We start from the raw sequence: 25,875 nt of genomic DNA on the forward strand, positions 1-25,875 counted from the left end.
GTGAGCGATGCACTGAATTTCAATCGCGCATCGAGCGAACCGGACCAGGCCGCGCGAGCATTGCCGGTTGGCAGCGCGGGCGAGCGATCGAGCGGCTGGTGGGGCTGCTTCACGCTGATCGCGACCGAAGGCGCGCTGTTCGGCTATCTGATCTTCTCGTATCTGTATCTGGCGTCGCAGAGCCAGCAGCATTGGCCGCCCGAGGGCTTGCCGGAGCTCGGGCTCGGCGGCGCGAATACGGTCATTCTGCTGTCGAGCAGCGTGTTCGTCTGGTTCTGCGAGCGCTGCGTGCGCCGGCGGCGGTTGCGGCTGGGTGTCGCGTCGATGGCGGTGGGCATCGTGCTGGGCTGCATCTTCATGGGCATTCAGTTGCGCGAATGGCACAACCACCCCTATGGTCTGACCTCGCACCTCTATGGCTCGCTGTACTTCACGATTACCGGCTTTCACATGGCGCACGTGCTGGTCGGCATCGTCGTGCTGACCTTGCTGGCGATCTGGACCGCGCTCGGCTATTTCGACGACAAGCGCTGCGCGGCGCTGTCGATCGGCGGACTGTATTGGCACTTCGTCGATGTCGTGTGGCTGTTCATTTTCAGCACGCTGTATCTGACGCCGTATCTGTTCCGGGAGTGGTCATGACGACGGTGCCCCGAGACTCCCACATCTCGATGCGCTACGTGCTGATCGGTCTGCTCGCGGCGCCGTTCGCGTGGCTGTTGCAGATGATGCTCGCGGAAACGCTCGCCGCGCAGGCCTGCTATCCGCACAACCATCCGCTCGGCGCGCCGCTCGTGTCGTGGATGCGTCCGGCGATCGTCGCGCTCGGCACGGTGTGTCTGGTCGCGGGCGCGTTCGGCACGTGGGTCGCATGGCGCAATCTGCGCCGCGTCGCGCCGCTGAAACTCGGTGGGCTGAACGGCGAGCGTCGCACGCGCGCCGAACTCGACTGGTTTCTGACGCACGTCGCGGTGATGACCAGCATGCTATTTCTGTTCGCATTGATCGCAACGGATGTCGCGGTCGCGATCGTGTCGCCGTGCAGGTGGTGGTGATGAAGCGCGACGTTCTCGACACGGTTAGATACGGCATCGTGGCCGCATGCGCACTGACGATAGCAGCGGCGGCACACGCCGCCAGCGTGGCCGACGCGACGGCAAACGCCGCCAGCCCCTCGACCGACGCCGCGCAGATCGCCCGCGGCGCATATCTCGCCAAAGCCGCCGATTGCGCCGGTTGCCACACCGCCGCGCCGCGCGTCCCGCATCCGGGCGCGGCGCCTGAAGCTACGCCGCCGTTTGCCGGCGGCCTCGGCATGGGATCGCCGTTCGGCACGATCTATACGTCGAACATCACGCCGGACCCGCAATACGGCATCGGCCGTTATAGCTATGACGACTTCGCGCGCGCGTTGCGCGAGGGCATCGCGCCCGGGGGCAAGCGGCTTTATCCGGCGATGCCGTACCCGTCGTTCGCGAAGATCACCGACGACGACATGCACGCGCTCTACGCCTACTTCATGCACGGCGTGCAACCGGTCGCGGTGCCGGCCCCGCAAACGCGCTTGCCGTTTCCCTTCAATCAGCGCTGGGTGTTGATGTTCTGGGACTGGGTGTTCGTACCGAAAGGCCAGTTCAAGGCCGATGCGAAACATGACGCGCAGTGGAATCGCGGTGCGTATCTGGTGCAATCGCTTGGCCATTGCGGCGCCTGCCACACGCCGCGCGGACCCGCCTACGAAGAGCGCGGCTATGACGAATCGGCATCGGCCTATCTGACGGGTGGCACCAACGACCACTGGTTTGCGCCGAACCTGAGCGCCGACCCAGGTTCGGGGCTCGGCCGAAGTTCCGCGGCCGACATCGTCGACTTCCTGCGACACGGTCACGGCGGCGGACTCATCACGTTCGGCAGCATGGTGCAGGTCGTCGAAGACAGCACGCAGTACCTGAACGACGACGATCTCGCGGCGATCGCCGCGTATCTGAAGAGCCTGCCGTCGCACGCGCCGAGCGGCAATTTCAACGCATGCTCCAGCGCCGCGCAGCAAACCGTGCAGGCGCTGAAAACCGGCGATGTGGAAAGACCCGGCGCGGGCATCTATGCGTCGTATTGCGCGCGCTGTCATCAGATGGACGGGGCCGGGGTGCCGCATAAGTACCCGCGCCTCGCGGGCAACCCCGCGGTGCTGTCGGCATCGAGCGCGTCACTGGTGCGGTTGCTGGTCGAGGGCGGCGGCAGTCCGCATACCGAGTCGGGACCGGAGCCGCACAAGATGCCGTCTTTCGCCGGCAAGCTCACGGACACGGAAATGGCCCGTGTGCTCACCTTTGTTCGAACCACATGGGGAAATGCGGCCGGACCGGTCACGCGAAACGATGTATCTGATGTGCGCGGCGCATTGCAAAAGTAAATGCCAATACGCGTCGTTATGCGGTGTTCTCGCTGTCGACGTCACCGTGGCCATTGGCGGCGCTGAACAGGGTCTTCAGCTTCGCGTTGACCGCGATCAACTCTCCCACTGGCGTCACCGCGAGTTGCTGATCGAAGAGCGTGAGGACCTGACCGAGCAGCGCGTAGGCGTCGTGATCGACCACGCAGATGCCGGTGTCGAGTCCCGCCTGGCGGCAGCGCAGAATCACGCCCTCCGCGTCGCGAAACAGCTCGGGTACGGCCGAACCATAGCCGCGCTGATTCAGCAGCATCGCCATGTAAATGGCCTGCGCCATGCTGCCGACGTGATATTGATTGGCGACGCCGCTGCGTAATGCTTCGAGCGTCATGTGATAGTCGAGCGAGATTTCGCCTGCTTTGGCAGGCACGATCGGGCGCAGCATCGCCTTCGGGCGGGTGCGCGGCGACTTCGCGGATGCGGCGCGAGTAGGGCTCGCTTTTCTGGTCATATGCTCACTGAGGCGGCCGGCTTGCGCCGGGCCGCTAAACCATCACGGAACCTGACAACGTCGATAACGGAACACGGCTGCGCCGCGTCACACGCGGCGCCGTTCCCGTTAGCCCATATGCAGACCGCCGTTCAGCGAGAAATCCGCTCCGGTCGCAAAGCCCGCTTCATCCGACGCGATCCACGCGACGATCGACGCAATCTCTTCCGGCGTACCGAGACGCCGTACCGGAATCGTCGCGACGATTTTTTCCAGCACCTCCGGACGGATGGCCTTGACCATGTCGGTGCCGATATAGCCGGGCGACACGGTGTTGACCGTCACGTTCTTGGTGGCCACTTCCTGCGCGAGCGCCATCGTGAAGCCGTGAATGCCGGCCTTGGCGGTGGAGTAGTTGGTCTGCCCGAATTGGCCTTTCTGGCCGTTGACGGACGAGATGTTGATGATGCGTCCAAAGCCCCGGCCGACCATGCTCTCGATGACCTGTTTGGTCACGTTGAACAGACTCGTGAGATTGGTGTCGATCACCGCTTGCCAGTCTTCGTAGGTCATCTTGCGGAACATGCCGTCGCGCGTGATGCCCGCGTTGTTGACGAGCACGTCGACTTCGCCCACTTCCGTCCTGACCTTCTCGAACGCTTTCGCGGTGGACTCCCAATCCGCGACGTTGCCTTCCGAGGCGATGAAGTTAAAGCCGAGCGCCTTCTGATCTTCCAGCCATCGGGCTTTGCGCGTCGAGTTCGGTCCGCAGCCCGCAATGACGGTGTAGTTCTCTTTGTGCAAGCGCTGGCAGATGGCGGTTCCGATACCACCCATGCCGCCGGTTACGTATGCAACACGATTTGCCATAAGTCCTCCTTCTTGTTTGGGGTGAGTTGAGCAAGCTTGATTGGAGGATGGACCTATTATTGGCAGCGGCAAACGGCCGGGACGATGGGCATTTTCACCTACGGGTTAACTGCCAATTCGGATGCCGGAATCGTTGTTTGACGAGGCAATTAATTATCTTGATTGACGGTTGAATGCTTTGCGAACTCCGCGGTCCCGATGCCGCCGGCCGCTTTCCTGTCCTTGCCTGCGCGCCGTCTTCCTCATACCCTTAGCGTTAGCCTTAAGTAGCTGCCCCGGACACAGCGCGGCAGACCGCCGGCACGGTCGTCGATCCCGGGGAGCGAAGCCGTCCCTTGCTCCCGCATCTATTCGTGTGATCATCAGAGGCACATCAGGATGACTGATTATCTTGCTGACATCGATCCCGACAAGTTGAACATCCTTGGGATCTTCGGGCTGTTGATCGGCGGCCTCGCGCTGTTTCTTCTCGGGCTGGAGTTCTTGACCGGCGGGCTCAAGGCGATCGCGGGATCGAAGTTGCAGTCGTTGATCGGCGTGCTGACCGCGAACCGGTTTCGCGGCGTGTTGGCGGGTGCCATCGTGACCGCGCTGCTGAACTCGTCGACCATCACGACGGTGCTGATGGTCGGCTTCGTGTCCGCCGGGCTGATGACACTTGCCCAGTCGGTGCCGATGATCATGGGCGCGAACATCGGCTCGACCATCACCGCGCAGATCATCGCCTTCGACGTTTCGCGCCTGACGCCCTACATGCTCTCGATCGGCTTCGTGCTGCACGCGTTTGCTCCGCGCGAGCTGCTGCGGCAGATCGGCGGCGTCGTGATGGGGCTGGGGCTGCTGTTCATGGGCATCCAGCTGATGGGCGAGTCCACGCATCCGTTGCGCACGTACCAGCCGTTCATCGACGCGATGCAGGACATGCGCAATCCGCTCGTCGGCGTCATCGTGGGGGCGGTCTTCACCGCGATCGTGCAAAGCTCGGCGGCGACGCTCGCGGTCGTAATTGCGCTGAGCGGGCAGGGCCTGATGCCGCTCGAGGCCGCCATCACGCTGATTCTCGGCGCGAATGTCGGCACCTGCGGCACGGCCTTGCTCGCTTCGATCGGCAAGCCGCCGGAGGCGGTGCAGGTGGGCGTCGTGCATCTGGTGTTCAATGTGCTCGGCGTCGTGATCGCGCTCTTCCTGATTCCTCAGATGGCGGAATTCGTACGCTGGATCTCGCCGGCGCATCCGGACCTGCAGGGCCTCGAACGCCTCGCGGCCGAGGCGCCGCGCCAGGTAGCCAATGTGCATACGCTGTTCAGCGTGGCGAACACGCTGCTGCTGATCTGGTTTACCGGTCCTATCGCGCGGTTCGCGCAACTGGTCGTGCCGCAGCGTGCGAAGCCCGCCAAACCCGCGGGCGATCCGCAGTATCTCGACGAGTCGGTATTGACGGTGCCGGCGCTTGGATTGCAGCGCGTGCGCATCGAGCTGACCCGGCTCGGCATGCAGGTGCTCGAGGTCGTGCAACGCGGCTCCCAGATGGTGTCGACGGGCACGATGGAAGAGATCAATCAGATGCTCGATAAGGACAAGGAGAGCGATCGGCTCTCCTTCGAGATTCTTCAATATATCGGTCGCCTGTCGAAGGGGGAGCACTCGGAGGAGGAAGGTCAGCAGATGGTCGGCTATACGCAGGTCACGAGCCACCTCGAAAGCATCAGCGGCATCGTCGGCACGACGCTGCTCAGCGTCGCGCAGCAGCGAATGACGCAGCAGATCGACCTGTTGCGCCTGCGCGATGCGGCGACCACGCAGTTTTCCGAGGCGGTGATCCGCAATCTCGAGCAGGCGATCCGCACGATCGAGGCGCCCGCTCCGGAGGAAGTCGCGAAGGTCATCGACGCGAAAGCCGGCATCGAGAAGCTCGCCGCGACCGCGCGTCAGGTCGTGCTCGCGAAGCTTCAGTTGGCCGACAAGACGGACGTCGTCACATTCCGGCTGGCGATGGATCTGATCGAGCAGGGCCGGCAGATCGCGCAGTTTGCGCGGGCCATTGCGAAAAACGTGGCGGCGCTTCAATAGATTCAATGGCGATCGATATATTCGTGCGGAACTGATCGCCAGCACACGTAGGTGCGGGTTGCATGACGGTTAAACTTGTGGCGTGTCATCCTCGTGACACGCTTTCAAAGAGAGTGGGATTGCCCGCCTTTGCTGTGCGGGCTTTTTTCTTGTCGCGCGGGTTGTGGTATCAGTAGTGAAGCTTGCAACGCCTGTAACGATTTAACACACGCCGCGTCCATTATTTGATAGCCTTTGTCGCAGCAGAGCATTGAACTCAAGGAGGGATTCACCATGATAAGGTGGCTTGCTAACTGGGCTTCACAACATGCTCCTACTCCCGAGAAACAGGCCGAACGCGCGCTGAACAACTTGCGCATGGAACTGTTTCAGGCCGAACAGCTGGTGCTCGACGCACAGCTGCGTGCCGATTACTATCGGGCTCGCTTGACCTTCCTCGAAGAAGTCACGAGAAAGGGAATCGAACAGGTATCGGACGAACGCAAGGCTCCTCTGGAGCCTCCCCAGCCACTCCGGCCGGGACTCAAGCTCACCGCGGCACAATAGCCGCGTATATTCCCATCGCAATCCGTTCGGTCAGCCGCGTTTGAATACGTGGGCTGACGGCAATCGTGCTGTCCAGGGCGCGTGCAATGCGCGTTTTTTGCCAGCCGATTGTGCGAGCATTGATTGCCGCGCCGAGAAGGTTCGAGTTGCCCGGTTCAGTGCTTCGACCGGGCAACTTCGTTTGAGCGATTGATTTTTACTGCGGGTAAACGCCTGCTTTGTCGTGCCTAGAGCGTGTTAGGAACTTTGAAGTACTGACACGGCGTGGACAAGCATGAGCATTGCGAAGACGACGAAATGAAGCCCAGCGAGAGTTTCGGGGAGCCGTTCATAGTCACGTGCGAGACGCCGGAAACGGTTGAGCCAGCCAAAGCTGCGCTCGACCACCCACCGGCGGGGGAGCAGAACGAAACCCTTTTTCGTTTCTTCGAGTTTGATCACCTGAAGGTCAATGCCCTCGTCGAACGCAGCCTGCGCTGGCTCTTTGCCCGTGTATCCCTGATCGGCAAATGCCACCTTGACCGTTCGTCCCGTTACCTGCTGGACCTGCCGCGCAAGCTCCGCTACCTGTGCGCGCTCCTGTTCATTGGCTGGGGTCACGTGCACCGCCAGCAACTGTCCCAACGTGTCTACTGCAATATGTACCTTACTACCGCGCTTGCGCTTATAACCGTCATAACCCGCACGCGGGCCGCTCTCGCAGGTCGACTGTATCGTGCGGCCATCGAGGATGACCGCGCTGGGCTGTCCCCGACGGCCCTGTGCCACGCGTATCACCGAGCGCAGGTCACTCACCATGCTCTCAAAGCAGCCAGCCTGCAACCAGCGTTGAGTCTGCTGATACACCAACTCCCACGGCGGGAAATCATTGGGCAGCATCCTCCACGGCGCGCCGGCACGAGCCATCCAGCGCAATGCATCAAACATGTCGCGCAGTTCGTATTTGCGCTGGGGCGCGTCAACGTCCATCAGCGTCAGATACGGCGCCGCGAAACTCCATTCCTCATCCGACACATCAGTCGGATACCCTTTGCGGTCAGTTGTTTTCATCCCGCCAGGATACCAGGTCTCAATCGAAGTTCCTAACACGCTCTAGCTTGCCAGATCGGGCGGCAGCTTGCCGCCGTTTGCAGCGAGCGCCTGCATCACCTGCTTGTGCAGCCAGATGTTCATGCTCGCTGAGTCGTTCATATCCCCGCTGTACTTCAATTCCTGCGCAAGCTGCTTGCGGTGTTCGAGACTGCTGTCGACGCCGAGCGCCTTCATCGTGTCGACAATCGACGTACGCCAGTTCAACGTCTGTCCGCTTTCGCTGACGAGTTGATCCATCACGGCGGCCACGTCGACGTCGGTCAGCGGTGCGGGTGCGGCGGGCGCGTTGGGCGTCGCGGCTTGCGCGGCGGCCGGGTCGAGGGGTGGCTTCCGTCGCGGGGGGAGGTTGGTCCGGCTTCGCTTTGCCGAACAGCTTGTGCACGATGTCACCAAAAATACTCATTTCCGAAATCTCCGCGGTTGAATGACGAATGCGAGTGGGGGCGCTCGCGGGACATGCCCCCGATATGCTACGCGTCTAGCACGCTGAAAAACGTAATATTTTGTCAGCCGGTCGTCATTCGGCGTGCTCACGGTCGAACTGCCATACCGCTGGGAAGCCCATCGATTTGCACATTCCGGAGAACGGGTACATGGTGTCTTCCACCTGCGTGGTGGCGCGCTGCGCCTCGATCTGGTCGTAGACATCTTGCAGTGCTATCGCGACCGCGAGAAAGCCCGATGCCGGATAAATCGCAATCGAAAAACCGAGCTTCTGCAATTCAGCGGGCATCAGTTGCGGCGTGCGGCCGCCTTCGACGATGTTCACGAGCAGCGGCATATCGAACGTGCGTGCGATCGTCTCCAACTCGTCGACCGTTTCCGGTATCAGAAGTGCATATGCAAGCCGACTCGTGCGATAGCCTGGGTCTGGCCGCTCGATGCGCCGTCCGCGCTGTTCATGCCGTTGATCTGCGCGAAGCCGCCCGAGCTTGCGCGCTGGTACAGGCCCATCACGTAGACGCTCGTGCGCTTCGACAGCGAGTAGTCGACAATCGCCGCGACCTGGTGCGCGTGATTATTGTCGACGACCGAATTGCCCTTCATGTACATATACGACGCGCCGGTGGCGAGTGCCGGTGTGAACCGGTACAGCACGCCGACCGAGGCTTCATAGACCGAGCCGCCATTCGCCGAGTTGTGCACCCGTGAGAATGGCGAGCGCGATCTGCGTCTTCTTGATTGATTTGATCTCCTTTCTATATTTCGTCATGCCAAGCGAAGTCGTATGGCTATGGTGGTATTGGCGGGCTGTCAGACATCGCGGGGTTTACGCGAACTCGCGAGGCGGCGCTCCGACTATTTCATCTCCGACTATGTGTGGCAGTTCATTGCAATAAAAGCTTTGCGTTTGCATCGCGGCAACAAGATGTTTTGCTTGCCGTAAAGCAGACGAATGGAAGGTGTAAGAGGCTGAAATGTCACGACAAACGCATCAATAAACAAAACAGAAAGCTTTTCGCGTAGATTCGCAACGCGATTGGAAATAGCGTTTCGGCTTTCTTCCTCATTACTTCGTGGAAGTCATTCGCGACTCGTAGTGCTACCGACTACTGATTTCAATTTGTTTCTTTTCGCATCTAAAAAAATTATTGGGTGCGACCGTGGGAGTTGGCGGTGCACGCTCGAATCGGTTTGCGGCGCCGCTTGTCATTCCTTGTGCCATCGGCTCGAGCGTGGTGTCGAGCGTCATCGAGTTCGGCGTGCGAGCGCATCGGAGAGCCGCCGATATCGCTGATCCCTGTGGTTAACCCGCGATTTCCTGTCATTCACCGTCTGGCTAACGTCGCGTCAACCCGGCAAGCCCGTGCGACCGCACCGCCGCGACCGGAAGAACGAGGACGTTTCTAAAAGCCGAAGTACCAAAAGAGGAGATGTGAATCGATGAAGGTGAAGAAGACATGCGTCACGCATCGCGGATGCGTGATGCGCACCGCGAACACACGCACGGGCCCAATAGTGGACCGTGACAACCGCGCAGGAGAACAAGTATGAGAAGACTGCAACCCCTCAAGTTGCTGTCGCGCATCAAGGCGCGCGGCGTTTCACTGCTGACGTTCGTCGGCGTTTGCACGACGGCCGCGATCGTCGCCGCATGCGGTGGCGGTAGCGGTGGCGGCACGCTCACGTACACGCCATTGGCAGCCGTGCAACCGGTCGTCGATTGCTCGAAGCTCGCTTCAATCGATATTACCGACATCGGCGGCGCCGGTAGTTCGATTACCTCGGCGACCGTGACCAACGCAACGGTCAACGGCGCGACGGTCGCGTTCTGCACGGTGAAGGGCACACTCGCTCCGTCGAACACGTTCGAAGTCGCGCTGCCGGTCAGCACATGGACTCAGCGTTTCGCGGAACTCGGTTGCGGTGGTTTGTGCGGCAATCTGAGCGACCCGACCAAGCAAAGCTCGTTCAGCTTCTCGTACCAGTGCCCGCTCGTGCAACAAGGCGGCTTCGTAACGGCGGCGACCGACATGGGTCACTCGGGCCAGGATTCGAGCTGGACCACGGACCCGCAAAAGCAGGCTGACTTCGCGTATCGCGGACAGCACATCACGACGCTCGCCGCGAAAAAGCTGATCAAGGCTTACTACGGACAGACGCAGAAGTATTCGTACTTCATCGGCTGCTCGGACGGCGGCCGCGAAGCGCTGATGGCCGCGCAACGTTATCCGACCGACTACAACGGTATCGTCGCGGGTGCGCCGGCTGCGCACTTCCAGATCCAGAACTCGCTGTATCACGGCTGGAGCGTGAAGTCGCAAAGCACGACCGGCACCAGCGCAGGCAATGCGATTCTGTATGCCGACAAGGCGACGCTGCTGCATAAAGCCGTCGCGGCGGCATGCGGCGGCGGCAGCGGCGCGGCCGACGGCCTGATCGCCGATCCGCGTACCTGCCATTTCGACCCCGCGACGATCCAGTGCGCGAGCGGCGCGACGAGCACCAGCAACTGCCTGACCGCGGCTGAAGTCACGACAGCGAAGGCCATTTACAGCGGTCCGACCGATGCGACGACCGGCGAGTACATGCTGGCGGGTTCGCCGCAGTATGGTTCGGAAGCGAACTGGGTTGGCGTCGAAGTGCCGACGTCGAACTCGACGGATGCACCGGTTTCCGTGACGAAGCTGTTCAGCTATTCGATCGTGACGGGCGCGTACAACCTGATCTTCACGGGCTCGCCGACGATGCCGAGCATCGACACCTTCGGCTACCAGGACGCCAGCTTCTACCCGACTTATCTGAAGGCGAACCATCCGTTCATCGACGCGACGAGCCCGGACCTGTCCGCGTTCAATGCTGCCGGCGGCAAGCTGATCCTGTGGCACGGCTGGGCGGACCAGCACATCTCGCCGCTGTTCACGATCCAGTACTACGAGGCGATGCAGAACACGATGGGCACGTCGAGCGTGGACCAGTTCGCGCGTCTTTATCTGGTGCCGGGCGTCGGTCACTGTGGTGGCGGCGAAGGCAACCCGAATATCGACCTCGTGTCGAAGATCACCAACTGGGTCGAAGAATCCAGGGTGCCGACTTCCGTGATGACGTATCAGACCGATTCGTCGAACAACGTGACGGCCTCGCGTCCGGTCTATCCGTACCCGGCGGTCGCGAAGTACACCGGTTCGGGCGACTGGCACGACGGCGCGAACTACACGCAAGGCACACCGCTCTACGCGGCAGCCTCGCGTACGTGGGCCGGTTCGAGCTTCTACACGCCTTATGCGCCGGCGACGCGCGGTGTCGCGGCGCCCTGAACCGGGTCTCGCACAGAGCGCTAACTGAGTACGAGCCGGTCCGCGACGCCGGCTCATCCCGAAGCGGCATGGCCGTGACACGGTCATCCGCTTTTTCTTTTGAGCCCTTTTTTCGTGGGGAAAATCCGCTGCCAGCGCGGCGCATTCACGTCGATCGCAAAAGCGGGGCGTCTCGCTGCCGTTCTATGCGAGTTCGTTCCCGCGTCATCTGTTTTGTTTATCAGTTGGTGTGCCAACTGGCGTTCGGCAACGCTGCTTCGAAGGCCGGTGGGCCTAGGTCGAACCCCGGTCCGGCGCCGCTTTGCGCGAATCGGACAGACTTCGAAGATGCTATGCGGAACGCTGAAAATGCGGATACTCGCTTCGACCATATGGTTAACCCGCGCTTTGGCCCGCGAAGGACGAAACGTACCGTCACGCCAGTTGTTTGAGCAGGGCGTGCAGGGGCCCCATCGCCACGATGGTTACGACGCACTTTGCGAAGCAACCCGCGTCGAGCGCGCGATGAGGCCATTGAAGGAGACAGGAGAGTTTTGATGAGTACTACCAGCGGTAACAGAATTGATATCAAGAAGTTCATCGATGAACGGCCGATCTCGCCCTACCAATGGCTGCTGGTAGTGCTGTGTTTTCTGATCGTGACCGCCGATGGCATGGACGTCGCGATCATGGGTTTCGTCGCACCGTCCATCATTCATGATTGGGGTATTTCGCGTCCCCAATTCGGTCTCGTGATGAGCGCGGCGCCGATCGGTCTGGTGATTGGCGCATTGTTCGCGGGTCCGGCATCGGACCGCATCGGCCGCAAGTGGGTGCTGATTACGTCGGTGTTTCTGTTCGGCGTGTTCACGATCGCGACTGCGTTCACGCAATCGCCGTTTTCGATGGCGGCGCTGCGTCTGTTGAGCGGTGTCGGCCTCGGCGCGGCGATGCCGAACTCGACGACGCTGCTGTCCGAGTACGCACCGCAACGCAAGCGCGCGCTGCTGATCACCGTGATGTTCACGGGCTTCAATCTCGGCTCGGCATTGATCGGCTTCGCGGCCGGCTGGCTGATTCCGGTTCACGGCTGGCGCTCGGTGCTGATTTTCGGCGGCGCGCTGCCGCTCGTGCTGATCCCGTTCCAGATCTGGCTGCTGCCTGAGTCGGCCCGTCTGCTCGCGGTGCGCGGCGCGCCTGCGCAGCGTATCGGCAAGGTGCTCGGCCGCGTGTGCGGCGTGCGTTTCGCCGGCAATGAAGTGTTCGTGTCGAACGAACCGCCGCTGCCGACGCGCAAGCCGATCGGCGTGCTGTTCTCGCAAGGCTATGGCTCGATGACGATCGCGCTGTGGGTCACGTATTTCATGGGCCTGCTCGTGATCTATCTGCTGACCGGCTGGCTGCCGACGCTGATGAAGGATGCGGGTCTGTCGGTCACCACCGCGGCCAACATCACGGCGATGTTCCAGATCGGCGGCACGATCGGCGCGGTGCTGGTCGGCTGGGTCATGGACAAGGCGCGTCCGGCGCCGGTCATCAGCGCCGCGTATATCGGCGGCGCAGTGTGCGTGCTCGGGCTCGGCTACATCGGCGCGATGTCGTCGTCGCTCGCATTGCTGGTGTTTGCCGCTGGCTTCTGCATGAGCGGCGCGCAAACCGGTCTGAACGCATTTGCGCCCGGCCGCTACCCGACCGTTGCGCGTGCGACCGGTGTGAGCTGGATGCTCGGCATGGGCCGCTTCGGCAGCATCTTCGGCTCGGCGATCGGCGGCGCGCTGCTCGGCTTCGGCTGGCAGTTCGGCGCGATCCTCGCCATGCTTGCGATCCCCGCTACGCTCGCCGCGATCGCCATCCTGGTGAGCCAGCGCGCGGGCGGCACCGGTACGGCGGCGCAGCCGAATACCGCGCATTGACGCACGCAGGTACGTGGCGCGCGTGCGGTTCGCGCGCGCCGCTGGTTAAATTCATCTACTGAGGAATCACGGTGATCATCGACATTCACGGCCACTACACCACCGCGCCCAAAGCGTTGGAGGCGTGGCGTAACCGCCAGATCGCAGGCATCAAGAGTCCGTCCGAGATGCCGGCGGTGTCGGAATTGCAGATCAGCGACGACGAGCTGCGCGAGTCGATCGAAAACAACCAGTTGAAACTGATGCGCGAGCGCGGCCTCGATCTGACGATCTTCAGTCCGCGTGCGAGCTTCATGGCGCATCACATCGGTGACTTCGAAGTCTCCAGCACGTGGACCGCGATCTGCAATGAACTGTGCTATCGCGTGAGCCAGCTGTTTCCTGCGAACTTCGTGCCGGCCGCGATGCTGCCGCAAAGTCCGGGTGTCGATCCGGTCACCTGTATTCCTGAACTCGTCAAATGCGTCGAGCAGTACGGCAATGTCGCGATCAACCTGAATCCCGATCCATCGGGCGGCCACTGGACCAGCCCGCCGCTGTCGGACCGCTCGTGGTACCCGATCTACGAGAAAATGGTCGAGTACGACATTCCCGCGATGATTCACGTGAGCACGAGCTGCAATGCGTGCTTCCACACCACCGGTTCGCACTACCTGAATGCGGATACCACCGCGTTCATGCAATGCCTGACCTCGGACCTGTTCCGTGATTTCCCGACGCTGCGGTTCGTGATTCCGCACGGCGGCGGCGCGGTGCCGTATCACTGGGGGCGTTTCCGCGGCCTCGCGCAGGAAATGAAGAAGCCGTTGCTGAAGGACCATCTGCTGAACAACGTGTTTTTCGACACCTGTGTCTATCATCAGCCGGGCATCGATCTGCTCACGCGGGTGATTCCCGTGGACAACATCCTGTTCGCGAGCGAGATGATCGGCGCGGTGCGCGGCATCGATCCCGAAACCGGCCACTATTTCGATGACACGAAGCGCTACGTTGAAGCCGCGGATATGAACCCGGAGCAGCGCTACAAGATCTACGAAGGTAACGCGCGGCGCGTCTATCCGCGTCTCGATGCCTTGCTGAAAACGAAGGGGCTGTAATCATGTATGAAATCGGAGTCGTGTATCGCAACATCCAGCGCGCGGACGCGGACGTGGCCGCGAAACTCGGCGCGCTGGGTTCGGCCACCGTGCATGAAGCCATGGGCCGCACGGGCTTGCTCCAGCCGTATATGCGTCCGATCTATACCGGCGCGCGCGCGAGCGGCACGGCCGTCACGGTGCTGCTGCAACCGGGCGACAACTGGATGCTGCACGTCGCGGCCGAACAGATCCGGCCGGGCGACGTCGTCGTCGCGGGTGTCACCGCGGAGAGCACCGACGGCTACTTCGGCGATCTGCTCGCAACCAGCTTCCAGGCGCGCGGCGCGCATGCGCTGATCATCGACGCCGGTGTGCGCGACGTCGGCGTGCTGACCGAAATGAACTTTCCGGTCTGGAGCAAGGCGATTTCCGCGAAGGGCACGGTCAAGGCGACGCTCGGCTCGGTGAACATTCCGGTCGTGTGTGCGGGCGCACTGGTCACGCCGGGCGACGTCGTCGTTGCCGATGACGACGGCGTGGCCGTGGTGCCGGCGGCCGCCGCGCAAGCGGTGCTCGACAAGGCCGCAGCGCGCGAGGCGAACGAAGCCGAGAAGCGCGCGAAACTCGCCTCCGGTGTGCTGGGCCTCGATATGTACAACATGCGCGGGCCGCTCGAGCAGGCTGGACTGCGTTACAAGGACTGACAGGCGTGGTCGCAGAGATCAAGGGTCAAGCCGTGCGCGCGCCGATCACCGGCATTTCGTCGATGGCCACGCGCCAGGTGCTCGCCGAACTCGCCGCGTCGTACGAGCGGCGCACCGGGCAGGGCGTCACGATCGAATCGGTCGGCGGCGTCGATGCGGCGCGCCGGGTCGAGGATGACGAAGTCTTCGATATCGTCGTGCTCGCAGCAGACGCGATCGAGCGGCTCGTGGTGACGGGTTGCGTCGAAGCGGCGAGCCGCGTCGGGCTCGCGCGCTCGGGCATCGCGGTCGCGGTCGCGGCCGGAGCGACACACCCGGACATCGCGACCGAAGCGGCGCTGCGCGACGCGATTCTCGGTGCGCGCAGCATCGGTTACTCGACGGGGCCGAGCGGCACGCATCTACTGAAGCTGTTCGAACGCTGGGGCATTGCCGGGCAGATCGCTTCGCGTACCGTGAAGGCGCCGCCGGGTGTGCCGGTCGGCACGCTCGTCGCGCGCGGAGAAGTCGCGCTCGGCTTTCAGCAGATGAGCGAATTGATTCACGTGCCCGGTATCGACGTGCTCGGCGAGCTTCCTGCCGCCATCCAGTCCACCACGACTTTCACCGCCGCGATCTGCACGGCGGCGCGCCACCGCGAAGCGGCGCAGGCGTTACTGACGTTTCTGGTCTCGCGCGAGGCCGACGGCGCAAAGCTGCAAAACGGCATGTCGCCGGCTTGAAGGGGGGCGGCGTTCGCCGCCCCGGCTCGATGGCGGAATCCAAACGCCGCGAATGAAAGCGGATTCAAGCCATCAGCTTGCCCCACTCGTAATCGATACTGTCCGGCGTGAAGGGCAGCACGCCTGCACCGGGCGTAAATGTCAGTTCGCCGAAATAAACGCGGTCGTCCGGTGCATACAGGTCCACTCGCACATAGTCGAAGTCTTCGCACAGACGGACCGCGATATCGAGCACGGCATCCAGATTCGGCGGGCGCGGACCTGGTGCCGCACTGCGCTTGTAGTCGCCGATTGCGATATCGAGGTGATTCCAGTCGACGTCGTACACGTCGCCGTGCGTCGCGGTGCCGAACCGGTCGGAGATCACGAGGATATAGATGATCGGCCCCCCAGGCCGACCGCCGAAGCAGTGCATCTTGAGATCCGCCGGAATCTGGCCGCGCTGATCGAGCAGCAGCTTCTCGAAGAAGACGCGAGGCTCGATCGACCGATAGTGCCGTTCGCGCCCAACGTAATAGAATTCGGTGCGCAGCCACTGGTCGGCAAGCTTCTTCAGCTTGTCGAACGAGGTCTCCGATTTGTTTCTCACCACTTCGACGAAGCTGCTGCCGTGATTGGCTTTCATTACGAAAGCATCGGGCAGCGCGTCGAACACTTCGGGCGTGAATACAGCGGGCGCTGCGATCAGCGGTATCAAATGCTTGTCACCGATCTTCCGGGCAATATAGTCCCGCACCAGCAGCTTGTCGGTCAGCTCGATATAGCGAGGATCAGGGTGAAGATTGCGCTGCAGGATCTTCTCATTGAACGTCACTGGACGAATCAGATTCGGATAACGGCCAGTGCATTTGTGATGTAACAGGCTTAGGAAAAGGGCATCCGGCAATAAGGTCTTCGCCACTTCCTTGATCTTTCTCACGGTAGATGGCGCTTGCCCTTGCGCGAAATGCGCGCCTGCGCGCAGGCCCGGCATCTCACAGGGCGCAGCCACGGCACTGTCAACGGATTGTAGGGAGGCCATGTTTTCCGTCGCGACGGCCGCGTCCTCCGCGGCCAGTTCGGCGGTTTTGATGATCGTCATGTTCTTATCCCTTTTGCGGTCGAGCCGACGAGTCGTGCTCGGAGTAATAGGGAATTGAAATCAAAGCGTCAGCGGCGCTTGCCGCAACATCTCGGTCGCGGCACTCCAGCTTTCCTCCGGTGTCAGCCAGCGTTCTTCCGCGTCCACATGCTGTTGCGCGCGGAATTGCGTCGGCGACATGCCATAGCGCTCCTTGAATAGCCGCCCGAGCCGATTACCGTCGCCCATTCCGCAGCGACGCGCGATCTTATCGACCGGCAAATCGGTGTTCTTCAGCATCGAGCGAACGATCTCGAAGCGTGTGCGCAGCAGATATTCGAGTGGCGTCATGCCGAACTCGCATTTGAAACGGCGCTGAAAATTGCGCTTGCTCATCGCCACCGACTCGGCCGCCTGGGCAACCGAAATAGCCTTGCTGTAGTTCTCCTTGATCCAGCGCGCCGATTCGCGAATCTTCTCGGTCGTCGTCGTGATATTGACGTCGTCGAGCTCCGAACGGCTCTTCTCGGCGTAGCCGGTTTGCAGGATGCGGCCGATTTTGCGGGCCGTGTCGGTATTGATGTCGCGTTCGATCTGCGCGAGCGCGAGATCCGTCGGCGTCACATTGCTCTGCGTGCGCGCGGCATCACCGCTGTCGTCGAACAGAAAAATCGGCACGATCGATTGCAGCGGATCGTTGCAGACGACCGCGAGATTCGCACCCTGTTGCATGCCGAAAGATGCGATCGATCCTTGCAGTGAGATCCACGACAGAAACCGATCGTTGGATTCCGCCACTTCGGTGACGTCGCGGCAGGCCACGAAGAACGCGTGGAAATCCGCGAGGCAATAGCGTTCGAGGCCTTGCGTCCAGATCGATATGCCGGAAGAACTGGTCACCAGACCACCGCCATCGGATACCACGGTAAACCGGTATGGCGCCTCTTCGCCAGCCGTTCTCTTGAACTCATTGGCAAGCCGGAACGCGTCGCCGATCGCGCCGGTACTTGCCATCGAACAATCCTGAAAGACGAATAGACCAATATGCTTCATCACGCCAGCTTCTCCAGACAGGAAAATCTACGCATTGAGATTAGCGCATCGATTTCTGTCAGACGAGCTTGGCCGGCATGCGCGGGTGTTTTGGCGTAATCGTCAAGATTCGAGAAATTCTTACCTCACTATTCGCTAAACTGCGTGCTACTAATTAACGTTGCGCGGAATTTTTTTCCAGCTCGATTAGCGCGATTTTTGCAGGGGAAAAGCCAAGGCATCGGCGGAATGCGCCGAGTGGCGTGGAATCGGCACGATTTGTGGGATATCAACGGCATTCTTTGCACAGGAACCGCCCATTTGGCGTTCTGTCGCGATGTACGGCGCCTATCGTATAACTCTGTTACAGCAATTGCAGATCGCAACAAGGCTTTCCAGCTTCTGTTTCATTTGTAAAAGGCTCCGCATTATCGGCCAATAGCACCCTACTTTGGGCCGCCGGCGAATGCCCCGATCCTTTGCGGACTATGCTTCACCGCAACATCGAGAGAGAAATTGTCAATCGCGGATTACGTGAATGGCGGGCACCGCATTCGCTGATTCGTGAGAAGAACAATCGGCAATGCCGCGGTGGATAAGCAATAGGTGTGTAGCCTTCCGTGCTTCGAGAGGTCCCGAACACGGCTCCCCGACCTAACCCGACACAGCACGTCGCTTCGCCGTGCTGCCAGCCAATCCAGGGTCTATCCGGCCGGCGGCATAAATAGCGACGTGGCGACGCAAAGCGATCGCCGATCGCTTTGTTTCATCAACCTGCAAGGATCAGACCGGTGGATTACTATCCGCAAAACTCGCTCTATCCCGCTGTTGATACCGAGCGCAGACAACTCAGTGCCAGCGGGATGCTTACGCTAATGCGTGACCACATCTGGGAGATCGTGGTGACGACGGTCGTCGTCCTCACGCTCGCGGTCGCGTATCTTCTGATTACCACCCCCATCTATTCCGCCGACGTAATCGTTCGGGTGGACCCGCCCGAGCCGAATGCGCTCGGACTTGCGTTGCAGAACCAGGACCTGTTGCCGCCTCCGACGCCGTCGTCGGTAACGGAAATGGCGGTGATGGAAAGCCGGTCGGTTTTGCAGCCGGTGATCGACCAGTTCCGTTTCGACATTTCGGTAAAGCCGCACAAGCTTCCGGTGCTCGGCGACATCGCCGAAAAATTTGCTACACCGGGACAGCCTGCGGCGCCGTGGCTCGGCCTGAAATCGTATGCATGGGGCGGTGAGCGCGTGCAGATCGCGGCGCTCGACGTGCCGCGCGAACTCGAGGAAGAGAAGCTGACCTTGACCGCGCTCGACAATGGCGGCTTCGAATTGCATGGCCCGTCCGGCGAGTTGCTGGCGAGTGGCACGGTCGGCATGCCGCTCAAGCAGAACGGCGTGTCGATGCTCGTGAAGGAACTCGCTGCGCGGCCCGGCACGAAATTCGAAGTGATCCGCTGGAATGAGCTCGATGCGATCAAGCGCTTCGAGAGTCTGATCAAGATCGGCGACAAGGTGAAAGACTCGGGGTTGCTGCAAATCCAGTACCGCGACAAGAGTCCGGACAAAGCCGCTGCCGTCGCCAATGCATTGGGACAGCAATACCTCGCCTCCGCGGTGGCGAGCCGACAATCGAACGACACGCAGACGCTCGCGTTCATTAACGGCGAACTCCCGCGTCTACTCGCCGATCTGCGAAAAGCCGAGGAAGCGCTGAAGAGCTTCCGCTCGAACTCGCAATCGATGCAGCCGACCAACGAGGCGCAAGCCTATTTGCAGGGCGGCCTCGATCTCGACAAGCAGATCGCGACGTTGCAATTGCAGCGCACGCAAATGCTCGAGCGCTATACGCCGCAGAGCCGCTGGGTGCAGAACATCGACGAGCAACTGGCGCAATTGAAAGAAGCGAAAGCGAAATTCTCCGACCATTTCAACGGCATGCCGGCGTCGGAGCGCGAGAGCGTCGATCTGATCCGCGCGCAGAAGGTGGCTGAAACGGTGTATCTCGGCATGGTCCAGAAGGCTGAGCAATTGCAGGTGCGCCGCGCCAGCACGACGGGCGGTGCGCATATTCTCGATCCGGCGATGAGACCGCATATGCCGGTCATGCCGCAACCGATTCTCGTGCTCGGCGGCGGATTGATGCTCGGTATCGTGTCCGGCGTCGTGTTGGTCTTCATGCGCCGCCACGTGATGATCGGCGTGACTGACCCGCGCTACGTCGAGCGCCAGATGAGCGTGCCGGTGTTTGGCGAGATTCTGTTCAGCCATCAGCAAGTGCTGCTCGATCGCGATGCGACCGCAGGCCGAAAATCTCTGCCGCCAGCGACCGGGCGTGCCCATCCGCCGCTGCAGAAGAGTCTGCACGAGATTCAGCTCGATAAGGGCATTCCGAACAGGATTCTCGCCGCGCGCTTTCCACACGACGCGTCGGTCGAAGCGCTGCGCAGCGTACGGACCGCCGTCACGCGCGATCTCGCGCATGCACGCAACAACATCGTCATGGTCATCGGCCCCACGCCGTCCGCCGGCAAGAGCTTCGTCGCGGCGAATCTGGCGATCCTGCACGCGGAAGTCGGTCAGCGTGTGGTGCTGATCGATGCCGATATGCGGCGTGGCCATCTCGCCTCGCTATTCAACGAGAGCAATCGTGGAGGCCTATCCGAAGTGCTGTCCGAACGCTTGCCGTTGCGCAATGCGTTGCGCTCCACCCGCATCGACGGATTGACGTTCCTGTCGTGCGGCGTGCGCCCGGAGAATCCCGCCGCGCTGCTGATGAAGCCGCGCCTGAAGGATGTTCTTGAGCGGCTGTCGAGCCAGTTCGATCTGGTGATCATCGATACGCCGCCTTTCCTCGCGGTCACCGACGCCTCGATCGTCGCGAACGAGGCGGGCGCATCCCTGCTCGTGCTGCGCTCTGGTATGCAGAGCGAGGAGGAGATCGCCGACACGATCAGAAAGGTGGAACGCGCGGAAGGGCGCATCGCGGGCGCGGTGTTCAACGGCATACCGCTGCGTCGAAGCACGAAGAATTACGGCTACGAAACGAACTATGCCAGCGATTTCGGCGAAAACGACGCCGGCCAGCAAGCGCCGCGAGGCGCCTGAGCGTGTGGAGGCCTCAACGCGGCAACGCGCGTTCGCGATGGCGTAAAACGGAGAACCAGATGGCCTTTGCAATCAACGGAAAGTTTACTTCGCAGTCCATCACGGGGGTTCAACGCGTGGCGTATGAGCTGACGAGGGCCATGCAGATGCGCGCCGCGCCCGGTGACGAACCGGAATTGTTCGTGCCACAAAACGCAGTCGAGCCCGGGGCGCTGCTCAGACCGCAACGGCGCTTTCCGTGGCTGCGTGGCACGTTGTGGGAGCAGATCACGCTGCCGATCGCTGCTCGCGGGATCACACTGCTCAGTCTGTGCAATACGAATCCGCTGTTCAAGCACAGTCAGGTCGTGATGGTTCACGACATGGCCGTCTTCGACGTGCCGCAAGGCTTTTCGAGGAAATTCCGGCTCTGGTATCGCATCGTCTTCACGCTATTGCCGCGCACGCATCCAATCGTTCTGACGGTGTCGACGTATTCGAAAATGCGGATCTGCCATCACCTGAAGATCGACGAATCGCGTGTGAAAGTGGTGGCGCCCGGCGCGGATCATCTCGACCGGATCGTGGCCGACCCGTCGGTGCTGCAACGGCTCGAGTTGAACAAGGACGCGTATTGCGTGATCGTCGGCAGTCTCGACCCGCGCAAGAATCTGCGCGGCGTGCTGGACGCAATTGCGCGGCTCGGGCATCTGCGCGACGTGAAATTCGTCATCGTGGGAAAACAGTATCCGCGCATCTTCAGCAGTGCGGGCGTTGAGCATCCGCTGCAGTCGCGGCAGGTGGTGTGGGCCGGATTCGTGTCCGACGAGGAGCTGAAGGGGCTCTACCAGAACGCTGGATGCCTCGTGTTTCCGTCGTTGTACGAAGGCTTCGGCCTGCCGCCTCTGGAAGCGATGTATTGCGGCTGTCCGGTGATCGCGTCGACGCGTACGTCGATACCGGAAGCGTGCGGGGATGCCGCGATGTACTGCGACGCGGCCTCCGCGGACGACATCGCCGCAAAGATCGAGCAGATGATGAGCGACGCCGATCTGCGTCAACAATACCGCAGCGCTGGGCTGCTGCATGCGCGCGAGTTTCGCTGGGAGCGCGCGGCGCAACAAGTGCTCGAAATCCTCGATGTAAAGACCGGCGAGCGGCTGCCTGAACTGGCACCGCGCGCGTCAGCGAGCTAGCGATGGATCGCGTCAAGACCGGTGCTGGCAGAAGACGTGCGTTGCGCACACTCGCCGCGTTGGCGGCGGGGGCGGCCACGCCATTGTCGGATATCAGGCCCGCTCTCGCGTTGGTACAGGACCCTGCGCCCGCGCGCGCGCGCGGCCGCATGATGAGCGATCTGATCGGCGTGAACGGCTGGGCCGGATCGGTTGCCGACATCGAGATGTGGCGAGCGATGGGCATCAGCTGGGGGCGCGACACGGTCGGCCCGGGCCAACCTGATCGGCGCGGCGAGCCGATGCGCATCGACAAAACCAGCTCGGCGTACGATGTCGACCTGCCGTCCAGACTGTTGCGAAATGAACGCAATGGAATCGGTTCGCTGCTGATGCTCGGCTTTACGCCGAGATGGAATGCGAGCGTGCCGGGCGAAAACAATTCGGCACCCGTCGACGTGGATGCATGGAAGCAGTACGTCGACGCGGTGGTCCGCAAGTATTCCGCGCCGCCTTATAACCTGCGCTATTTCCAGATCTGGAACGAGGCGGCTGGAAAATTGTCCGGCGGCTTGCAGCAGTCGGTGTTCTGGCGCGGCCCGGGGTTCAGCAAGGACGAAAAACGCTCGAAACCGTACGAGAGCGCGATGCAGGATTACGTCGAGCGGGTTCATATTCCGGCCGCCCGCATCATTCGCAGTCATCACGCGTTCGTGGTGTATGGCGGCTGGCCCGACCAGGGCGGCCTCGATAACTTCTACCGCTGGCTCGAATATCGCAGTCCCGCATTGAAAGAGCGCATGCTCGATTGGGTCGACTACATCGACACGCACTATTTGCCGGTCGCCGACATGGAACCGCTGTACCAGAGGTACGTGAAGAACGGTCCCGCACGCGGCATCTGGCAAACCGAGATCGGCAACGAGTACATGAAAGACCCGCACTATTTGCCGCGCTATTTCTTCGACTTCGCGGTGTGGGCGCTGGGCAGGAACTGGGACGATCCGAACAAGTACCTGTCGATGATCTATCACTGGGAGGGCTATGAACCGTATCGTCTCACGCATCCCGGTCCGCCCGAACGAACCTACAACGTTTCCGGTCGAAGCTTGGTCGTGTTGCGACAAACCGTGGGTGGGCATCTGGCGAGTTTTTCGAAGCCGCTGCAATGCGGTCCGGGTGTTGCTGCAAATGCTTTGGTTTCCGGCAACGACCTGGTGATGCAGGTGAGCAGCAGCGCGGGCTGGCAGAACATTTCCATCGGCGGGCTGCAGGCGCTGCGCTCGCATGCGGTAAAGGCCGATTTCATCGACGCGGTGAATGGCGAGGCGAGCGCACCGGACAATGTCGCATTGAGTTGGGACAACGATTTGATGAACGTGCGATTCAAGGTACCCGACAAGGTGAATGGTGCTGGTAACAATCCGCCCAAACATCTGGCTTATCTGGTGGTACGGAGTGCGGCGCAGGCAGTGGCATAGCGAGATTTCGCGAACTTTGCGGCCGCCGGGAGCCGGCGGACCGAACCTGATGGATAGCGTTGACACATCATGAAACAGGTCACCATTGCGATTTGCAATTACAACTACGAGCACTATCTGGCGGCGGCGATCGACTCGGCGCTCGCGCAGGACTATCCGGCGACCACGGTCATGATCGTCGACGATGGATCGACCGACGGGTCACGCGCGATCATCGAAGGCTACGGCGACCGCGTCGTGTCGGTGTACAAGAAAAATGGCGGACAGGTGTCCGCCTACAACTATGCAATCGCGTCGCTCACCACCGAGTTTGTGATCTTTCTCGATTCGGATGACGTGCTGTACCCATCCGCAGTCACCGAGGTCATGCGCTTTTTCGAGCACGGCGAGTGGGCGAAGGTGCAATTCCGCCTCGACGTGATGGACAGCAATGGAGAATTGACGGGTGCCTACGTGCCGAATAGCGAGCCGCCCCCCGACTGCAGCAGTCTGCTGCGCGGCGGTTGGCTCTATCCGTCGCCGCCCGCGTCTGGCAACGCTTACCGGGTGAGTGCGCTCAAGCAGATCTTCCCGGTCCCCGAAGAGGGCGTGAATCGCTATGGCGCGGACTTTTACGCGATCTATGGCGTCGCGCTGGCTGGACCGATCGCGACTTTGTCGAAGTCGCTAGGCGGCTACCGTGTGCATAACGCGGGCAGTGAAACGGTGTCGTTCGCAAACTCGGAACAACTGACGAAAGCGCCGCGCGCGTTCAACATGCGCTGGGCCATTCTGCGCAATATTGCAAAAGACCGCCTCGACATTGAATTACCGGCCACATTTCTCGACTTTTCACACGAGAAAGCGACATTCTGCTCTTCCGTTTATCGCGCGACGTTTTTCAGGCGTTGGCACTGGATGCTCCGCGATTCGCGCAACTATCTGCACACGATCATTGCAAATCCGTTCTGGAGCCTGAAGAAGAAGCTCGGCACGCTCGTACTGTCGAGCCTGTGTCTCGTGCCGTACTCGCCGCTGTCGGATTTCGCGGTGCGTTATATCGCGAACCCGCTTGCGCGGCGTCGCGTCGCAGGACGCTAGGCGAAGGAGGACGGCATGGATAGACGAACGAGCACCAACCTGATCGTATTTGTGTACGCCGGCTATTTCATGAGGTATGTGTACCTCATGATCGTGGTGCCGTTCTATGGCAGGGTGCTTGGCGTGGCCGAATACGGGCGGGTACTCGCGTCGATGTCGCTGATGAACGTGATATGGATGTTCGTCGGCTTCGGCTTCACCTTCGTCGGCATGCGCGAGGTGGCGAAAGCGCAGTCGACTCAGGAATGCAATGCGATCTATTCGCTGCATGTCAGCGCGCGGCTGACACTCGCCGTGATTGGCGCGGGCATAGGCATCGTTGCGACGTTCTGCTCACCGTTGTTGGCGGAGCAGCCTCTGATCGGCATGCTCGCAACCCTGCTAGGGATCGTGTCGGCGTGCAATCTCGGCTGGCTGTTTCAGGGGCGGCAGCAGATTCGCACGCCGATCATGATCGAAGTGTTCGGCTTCGCGCTGAGTCTCGTGCTGGTGCTGGCGCTCGTCAAAGGTCCGAACGACGCCGTATGGGTGTTGGCGAGCCTGCTGATTGCGGGCGTCGCGTCGCTGGTCATTGCGTATGGTTTGACGACGTGGCAACTCGGTTGGCCGCGTCTGGCGTTTTCCGGCGTCCTGCCGCTCGTGCGCAGGTCGACGATGCTGTTCTGCTTTTCGTCCGGCTCGGTCGTGCTGACGGCATCGTCGACGTATTTGCTGACCTTGTTCTCGACGCCCGCGGAGGTCGGCTATTTCGGCGCGGCCGAGCGTTTCGCGACGATCGGTCTGAGCCTGATGGCCCCCGCGGCGCAAGTCTTTATTCCGACGATAACCAGGCAACTCGCGCAGGGCGACAAGGCGGGCGCGCATGTAACGACGCGGCGCGGCGCCTTGTTGCTGCTCGGCTATGGCGTGCTCGTGCTGTGCGGCGCATTGACGCTTTCGCCTTTCGTGTTGCCGCTGATTCTCGGCGCCGCGTTCGAGCCGAGTGTGCACGTATTGCAGGTATTTGCATGGATGTTCCCGTTCGCGGCCTTCAATGAGTTCGTCGCGTTCTATGTATTCGTACCGCGGAGGAATGACCGGGTACTCGCGATTGCGGGCGTCGCCTCGGCGCTGGTCAATCTCGCGGCGGCGCTCGTTCTCGCGCCGCCTTTCGGCGCGATTGGCATGGCCTCTGCTCGGGTGATCGGCGAAGCAGCGCTCTCGGTCACGCTGCTCAGCGTGCTGATTCGCCTCGAGCTGGTCGGGCTGTTGCCCGGCGCCGAGCGGGCGCTCGCGCGGGTGCGGGTGGTGTGTGGGCTTCGTACGCAGGCGGGCGGCGCAAAAGACGATTGAAGTGGCGC

General features: G+C 61.5%; 22 protein-coding genes and 1 pseudogene. 15 read left to right on the top strand and 8 right to left on the bottom strand.

The features are described 5' to 3' along the window. The 3 genes from G5S42_RS15595 to G5S42_RS15605 are packed head-to-tail and all read left to right on the top strand — an operon-like array spanning position 1 to position 2,413. On the top strand, positions 1–642 hold the full coding sequence (locus G5S42_RS15595) for a cytochrome c oxidase subunit 3 (protein ID WP_176107572.1): 642 nt from the start codon (positions 1–3) through the stop codon (positions 640–642). Then, positions 639–1,055, top strand: a complete 417-nt coding sequence (locus G5S42_RS15600; protein ID WP_176107573.1) for a hypothetical protein — start codon at positions 639–641, stop codon at positions 1,053–1,055. Before G5S42_RS15595 ends, G5S42_RS15600 begins: the two co-directional genes overlap by 4 nt. Then, positions 1,055–2,413 carry a c-type cytochrome gene (locus G5S42_RS15605; protein ID WP_176107574.1) on the top strand — a complete coding sequence of 453 codons (1,359 nt, stop codon included), beginning with the start codon at positions 1,055–1,057 and terminating at the stop codon, positions 2,411–2,413. Before G5S42_RS15600 ends, G5S42_RS15605 begins: the two co-directional genes overlap by 1 nt. A gap of 16 nt (positions 2,414–2,429) precedes the next feature. Here G5S42_RS15605 and G5S42_RS15610 read toward each other — a convergent pair whose 3' ends face one another. Beyond that, positions 2,430–2,903, bottom strand: coding sequence for a Fis family transcriptional regulator (locus tag G5S42_RS15610; RefSeq protein WP_246392004.1), 474 nt, complete (start codon positions 2,901–2,903; stop codon positions 2,430–2,432). A gap of 108 nt (positions 2,904–3,011) precedes the next feature. Continuing rightward, positions 3,012–3,752, bottom strand: coding sequence for a 3-ketoacyl-ACP reductase (locus G5S42_RS15615; protein WP_176107575.1), 741 nt, complete (start codon positions 3,750–3,752; stop codon positions 3,012–3,014). Positions 3,753–4,130: 378 nt separating this feature from the next. On the opposite strand from G5S42_RS15615, the gene G5S42_RS15620 reads away from it, so the two are divergent. Both G5S42_RS15620 and G5S42_RS15625 read left to right on the top strand, forming a co-directional pair. After that, on the top strand, positions 4,131–5,822 hold the full coding sequence (locus G5S42_RS15620; protein ID WP_176107576.1) for a Na/Pi cotransporter family protein: 1,692 nt from the start codon (positions 4,131–4,133) through the stop codon (positions 5,820–5,822). Between the two features lie 273 nt (positions 5,823–6,095). Further along, on the top strand, positions 6,096–6,368 hold the full coding sequence (locus G5S42_RS15625; RefSeq protein ID WP_013091148.1) for a hypothetical protein: 273 nt from the start codon (positions 6,096–6,098) through the stop codon (positions 6,366–6,368). A 237-nt stretch (positions 6,369–6,605) separates the two neighbouring features. Here G5S42_RS15625 and G5S42_RS15630 read toward each other — a convergent pair whose 3' ends face one another. The 4 genes and pseudogenes from G5S42_RS15630 to G5S42_RS15645 form a co-directional block, all read right to left on the bottom strand. After that, a complete protein-coding gene (locus tag G5S42_RS15630; RefSeq protein WP_176107577.1) occupies positions 6,606–7,418 on the bottom strand; it encodes an IS5 family transposase in 813 nt (270 codons plus the stop codon). A gap of 42 nt (positions 7,419–7,460) precedes the next feature. Then, positions 7,461–7,863 (bottom strand): annotated as a pseudogene (locus G5S42_RS15635) (DUF3597 domain-containing protein). 114 nt (positions 7,864–7,977) lie between these two features. Then, a complete protein-coding gene (locus G5S42_RS15640) occupies positions 7,978–8,268 on the bottom strand; it encodes a hypothetical protein (protein ID WP_246392005.1) in 291 nt (96 codons plus the stop codon). A gap of 20 nt (positions 8,269–8,288) precedes the next feature. Next, positions 8,289–8,606 carry a porin gene (locus G5S42_RS15645; protein WP_312883572.1) on the bottom strand — a complete coding sequence of 106 codons (318 nt, stop codon included), beginning with the start codon at positions 8,604–8,606 and terminating at the stop codon, positions 8,289–8,291. 845 nt (positions 8,607–9,451) lie between these two features. On the opposite strand from G5S42_RS15645, the gene G5S42_RS15650 reads away from it, so the two are divergent. The 5 genes from G5S42_RS15650 to G5S42_RS15670 all read left to right on the top strand — a co-directional run bounded on the left by G5S42_RS15650 (position 9,452) and on the right by G5S42_RS15670 (position 15,615). Next, positions 9,452–11,218 carry a tannase/feruloyl esterase family alpha/beta hydrolase gene (locus G5S42_RS15650; protein ID WP_176107578.1) on the top strand — a complete coding sequence of 589 codons (1,767 nt, stop codon included), beginning with the start codon at positions 9,452–9,454 and terminating at the stop codon, positions 11,216–11,218. Positions 11,219–11,754: 536 nt separating this feature from the next. Next, the gene (locus G5S42_RS15655; protein ID WP_176107579.1) at positions 11,755–13,110 is read left to right on the top strand and encodes an MFS transporter; all 1,356 of its coding nucleotides are present in this window, start codon (positions 11,755–11,757) and stop codon (positions 13,108–13,110) included. 71 nt (positions 13,111–13,181) lie between these two features. Beyond that, positions 13,182–14,207, top strand: a complete 1,026-nt coding sequence (locus G5S42_RS15660; RefSeq protein ID WP_176107580.1) for an amidohydrolase family protein — start codon at positions 13,182–13,184, stop codon at positions 14,205–14,207. Between the two features lie 2 nt (positions 14,208–14,209). Further along, positions 14,210–14,893 carry a 4-carboxy-4-hydroxy-2-oxoadipate aldolase/oxaloacetate decarboxylase gene (ligK, locus tag G5S42_RS15665; RefSeq protein ID WP_176107581.1) on the top strand — a complete coding sequence of 228 codons (684 nt, stop codon included), beginning with the start codon at positions 14,210–14,212 and terminating at the stop codon, positions 14,891–14,893. 5 nt (positions 14,894–14,898) lie between these two features. Next, the gene (locus G5S42_RS15670) at positions 14,899–15,615 is read left to right on the top strand and encodes a substrate-binding domain-containing protein (RefSeq protein WP_176107582.1); all 717 of its coding nucleotides are present in this window, start codon (positions 14,899–14,901) and stop codon (positions 15,613–15,615) included. Between the two features lie 64 nt (positions 15,616–15,679). Here the strand turns inward: G5S42_RS15670 and G5S42_RS15675 are convergent, their stop codons facing one another. Continuing rightward, positions 15,680–16,696 carry an ATP-grasp fold amidoligase family protein gene (locus G5S42_RS15675; RefSeq protein WP_176107583.1) on the bottom strand — a complete coding sequence of 339 codons (1,017 nt, stop codon included), beginning with the start codon at positions 16,694–16,696 and terminating at the stop codon, positions 15,680–15,682. A gap of 60 nt (positions 16,697–16,756) precedes the next feature. Continuing rightward, the gene (locus G5S42_RS15680) at positions 16,757–17,689 is read right to left on the bottom strand and encodes a helix-turn-helix domain-containing protein (protein ID WP_176107584.1); all 933 of its coding nucleotides are present in this window, start codon (positions 17,687–17,689) and stop codon (positions 16,757–16,759) included. 809 nt (positions 17,690–18,498) lie between these two features. Here G5S42_RS15680 and G5S42_RS15685 point away from each other — a divergent pair. The 5 genes from G5S42_RS15685 (at position 18,499) to G5S42_RS15705 (ending at position 25,867) form a co-directional block, all read left to right on the top strand. Continuing rightward, a complete protein-coding gene (locus G5S42_RS15685) occupies positions 18,499–20,820 on the top strand; it encodes a polysaccharide biosynthesis tyrosine autokinase (protein ID WP_176107585.1) in 2,322 nt (773 codons plus the stop codon). A 59-nt stretch (positions 20,821–20,879) separates the two neighbouring features. Next, on the top strand, positions 20,880–21,995 hold the full coding sequence (locus tag G5S42_RS15690) for a glycosyltransferase family 4 protein (protein WP_176107586.1): 1,116 nt from the start codon (positions 20,880–20,882) through the stop codon (positions 21,993–21,995). Positions 21,996–21,997: 2 nt separating this feature from the next. Continuing rightward, positions 21,998–23,455: a hypothetical protein gene (locus G5S42_RS15695; protein ID WP_176107587.1), complete on the top strand. Its 1,458-nt coding sequence runs from the start codon at positions 21,998–22,000 to the stop codon at positions 23,453–23,455. Positions 23,456–23,524: 69 nt separating this feature from the next. Next, a complete protein-coding gene (locus G5S42_RS15700) occupies positions 23,525–24,535 on the top strand; it encodes a glycosyltransferase family A protein (protein ID WP_176107588.1) in 1,011 nt (336 codons plus the stop codon). 15 nt (positions 24,536–24,550) lie between these two features. After that, positions 24,551–25,867 (top strand): lipopolysaccharide biosynthesis protein, encoded by a 1,317-nt coding sequence (locus tag G5S42_RS15705; RefSeq protein ID WP_176107589.1) that lies wholly within the window; start codon positions 24,551–24,553, stop codon positions 25,865–25,867. Positions 25,868–25,875: the final 8 nt, after the last annotated feature.

This window comes from Paraburkholderia youngii, assembly GCF_013366925.1.
In the GTDB taxonomy this organism is placed as follows: Bacteria; Pseudomonadota; Gammaproteobacteria; order Burkholderiales; family Burkholderiaceae; genus Paraburkholderia; species Paraburkholderia youngii.

Coding starts and splice junctions, on each gene's coding strand:
- G5S42_RS15600 (WP_176107573.1), top strand. CDS start 639: ATGACGACGGTGCCCCGAGACTCCCACATCTCGATGCGCTACGTGCTG.
- G5S42_RS15605 (WP_176107574.1), top strand. CDS start 1,055: ATGAAGCGCGACGTTCTCGACACGGTTAGATACGGCATCGTGGCCGCA.
- G5S42_RS15610 (WP_246392004.1), bottom strand. CDS start 2,903: ATGACCAGAAAAGCGAGCCCTACTCGCGCCGCATCCGCGAAGTCGCCG.
- G5S42_RS15615 (WP_176107575.1), bottom strand. CDS start 3,752: ATGGCAAATCGTGTTGCATACGTAACCGGCGGCATGGGTGGTATCGGA.
- G5S42_RS15620 (WP_176107576.1), top strand. CDS start 4,131: ATGACTGATTATCTTGCTGACATCGATCCCGACAAGTTGAACATCCTT.
- G5S42_RS15625 (WP_013091148.1), top strand. CDS start 6,096: ATGATAAGGTGGCTTGCTAACTGGGCTTCACAACATGCTCCTACTCCC.
- G5S42_RS15630 (WP_176107577.1), bottom strand. CDS start 7,418: ATGAAAACAACTGACCGCAAAGGGTATCCGACTGATGTGTCGGATGAG.
- G5S42_RS15650 (WP_176107578.1), top strand. CDS start 9,452: ATGAGAAGACTGCAACCCCTCAAGTTGCTGTCGCGCATCAAGGCGCGC.
- G5S42_RS15655 (WP_176107579.1), top strand. CDS start 11,755: ATGAGTACTACCAGCGGTAACAGAATTGATATCAAGAAGTTCATCGAT.
- ligK (WP_176107581.1), top strand. CDS start 14,210: ATGTATGAAATCGGAGTCGTGTATCGCAACATCCAGCGCGCGGACGCG.
- G5S42_RS15675 (WP_176107583.1), bottom strand. CDS start 16,696: ATGACGATCATCAAAACCGCCGAACTGGCCGCGGAGGACGCGGCCGTC.
- G5S42_RS15680 (WP_176107584.1), bottom strand. CDS start 17,689: ATGGCAAGTACCGGCGCGATCGGCGACGCGTTCCGGCTTGCCAATGAG.
- G5S42_RS15690 (WP_176107586.1), top strand. CDS start 20,880: ATGGCCTTTGCAATCAACGGAAAGTTTACTTCGCAGTCCATCACGGGG.
- G5S42_RS15695 (WP_176107587.1), top strand. CDS start 21,998: ATGGATCGCGTCAAGACCGGTGCTGGCAGAAGACGTGCGTTGCGCACA.
- G5S42_RS15700 (WP_176107588.1), top strand. CDS start 23,525: ATGAAACAGGTCACCATTGCGATTTGCAATTACAACTACGAGCACTAT.
- G5S42_RS15705 (WP_176107589.1), top strand. CDS start 24,551: ATGGATAGACGAACGAGCACCAACCTGATCGTATTTGTGTACGCCGGC.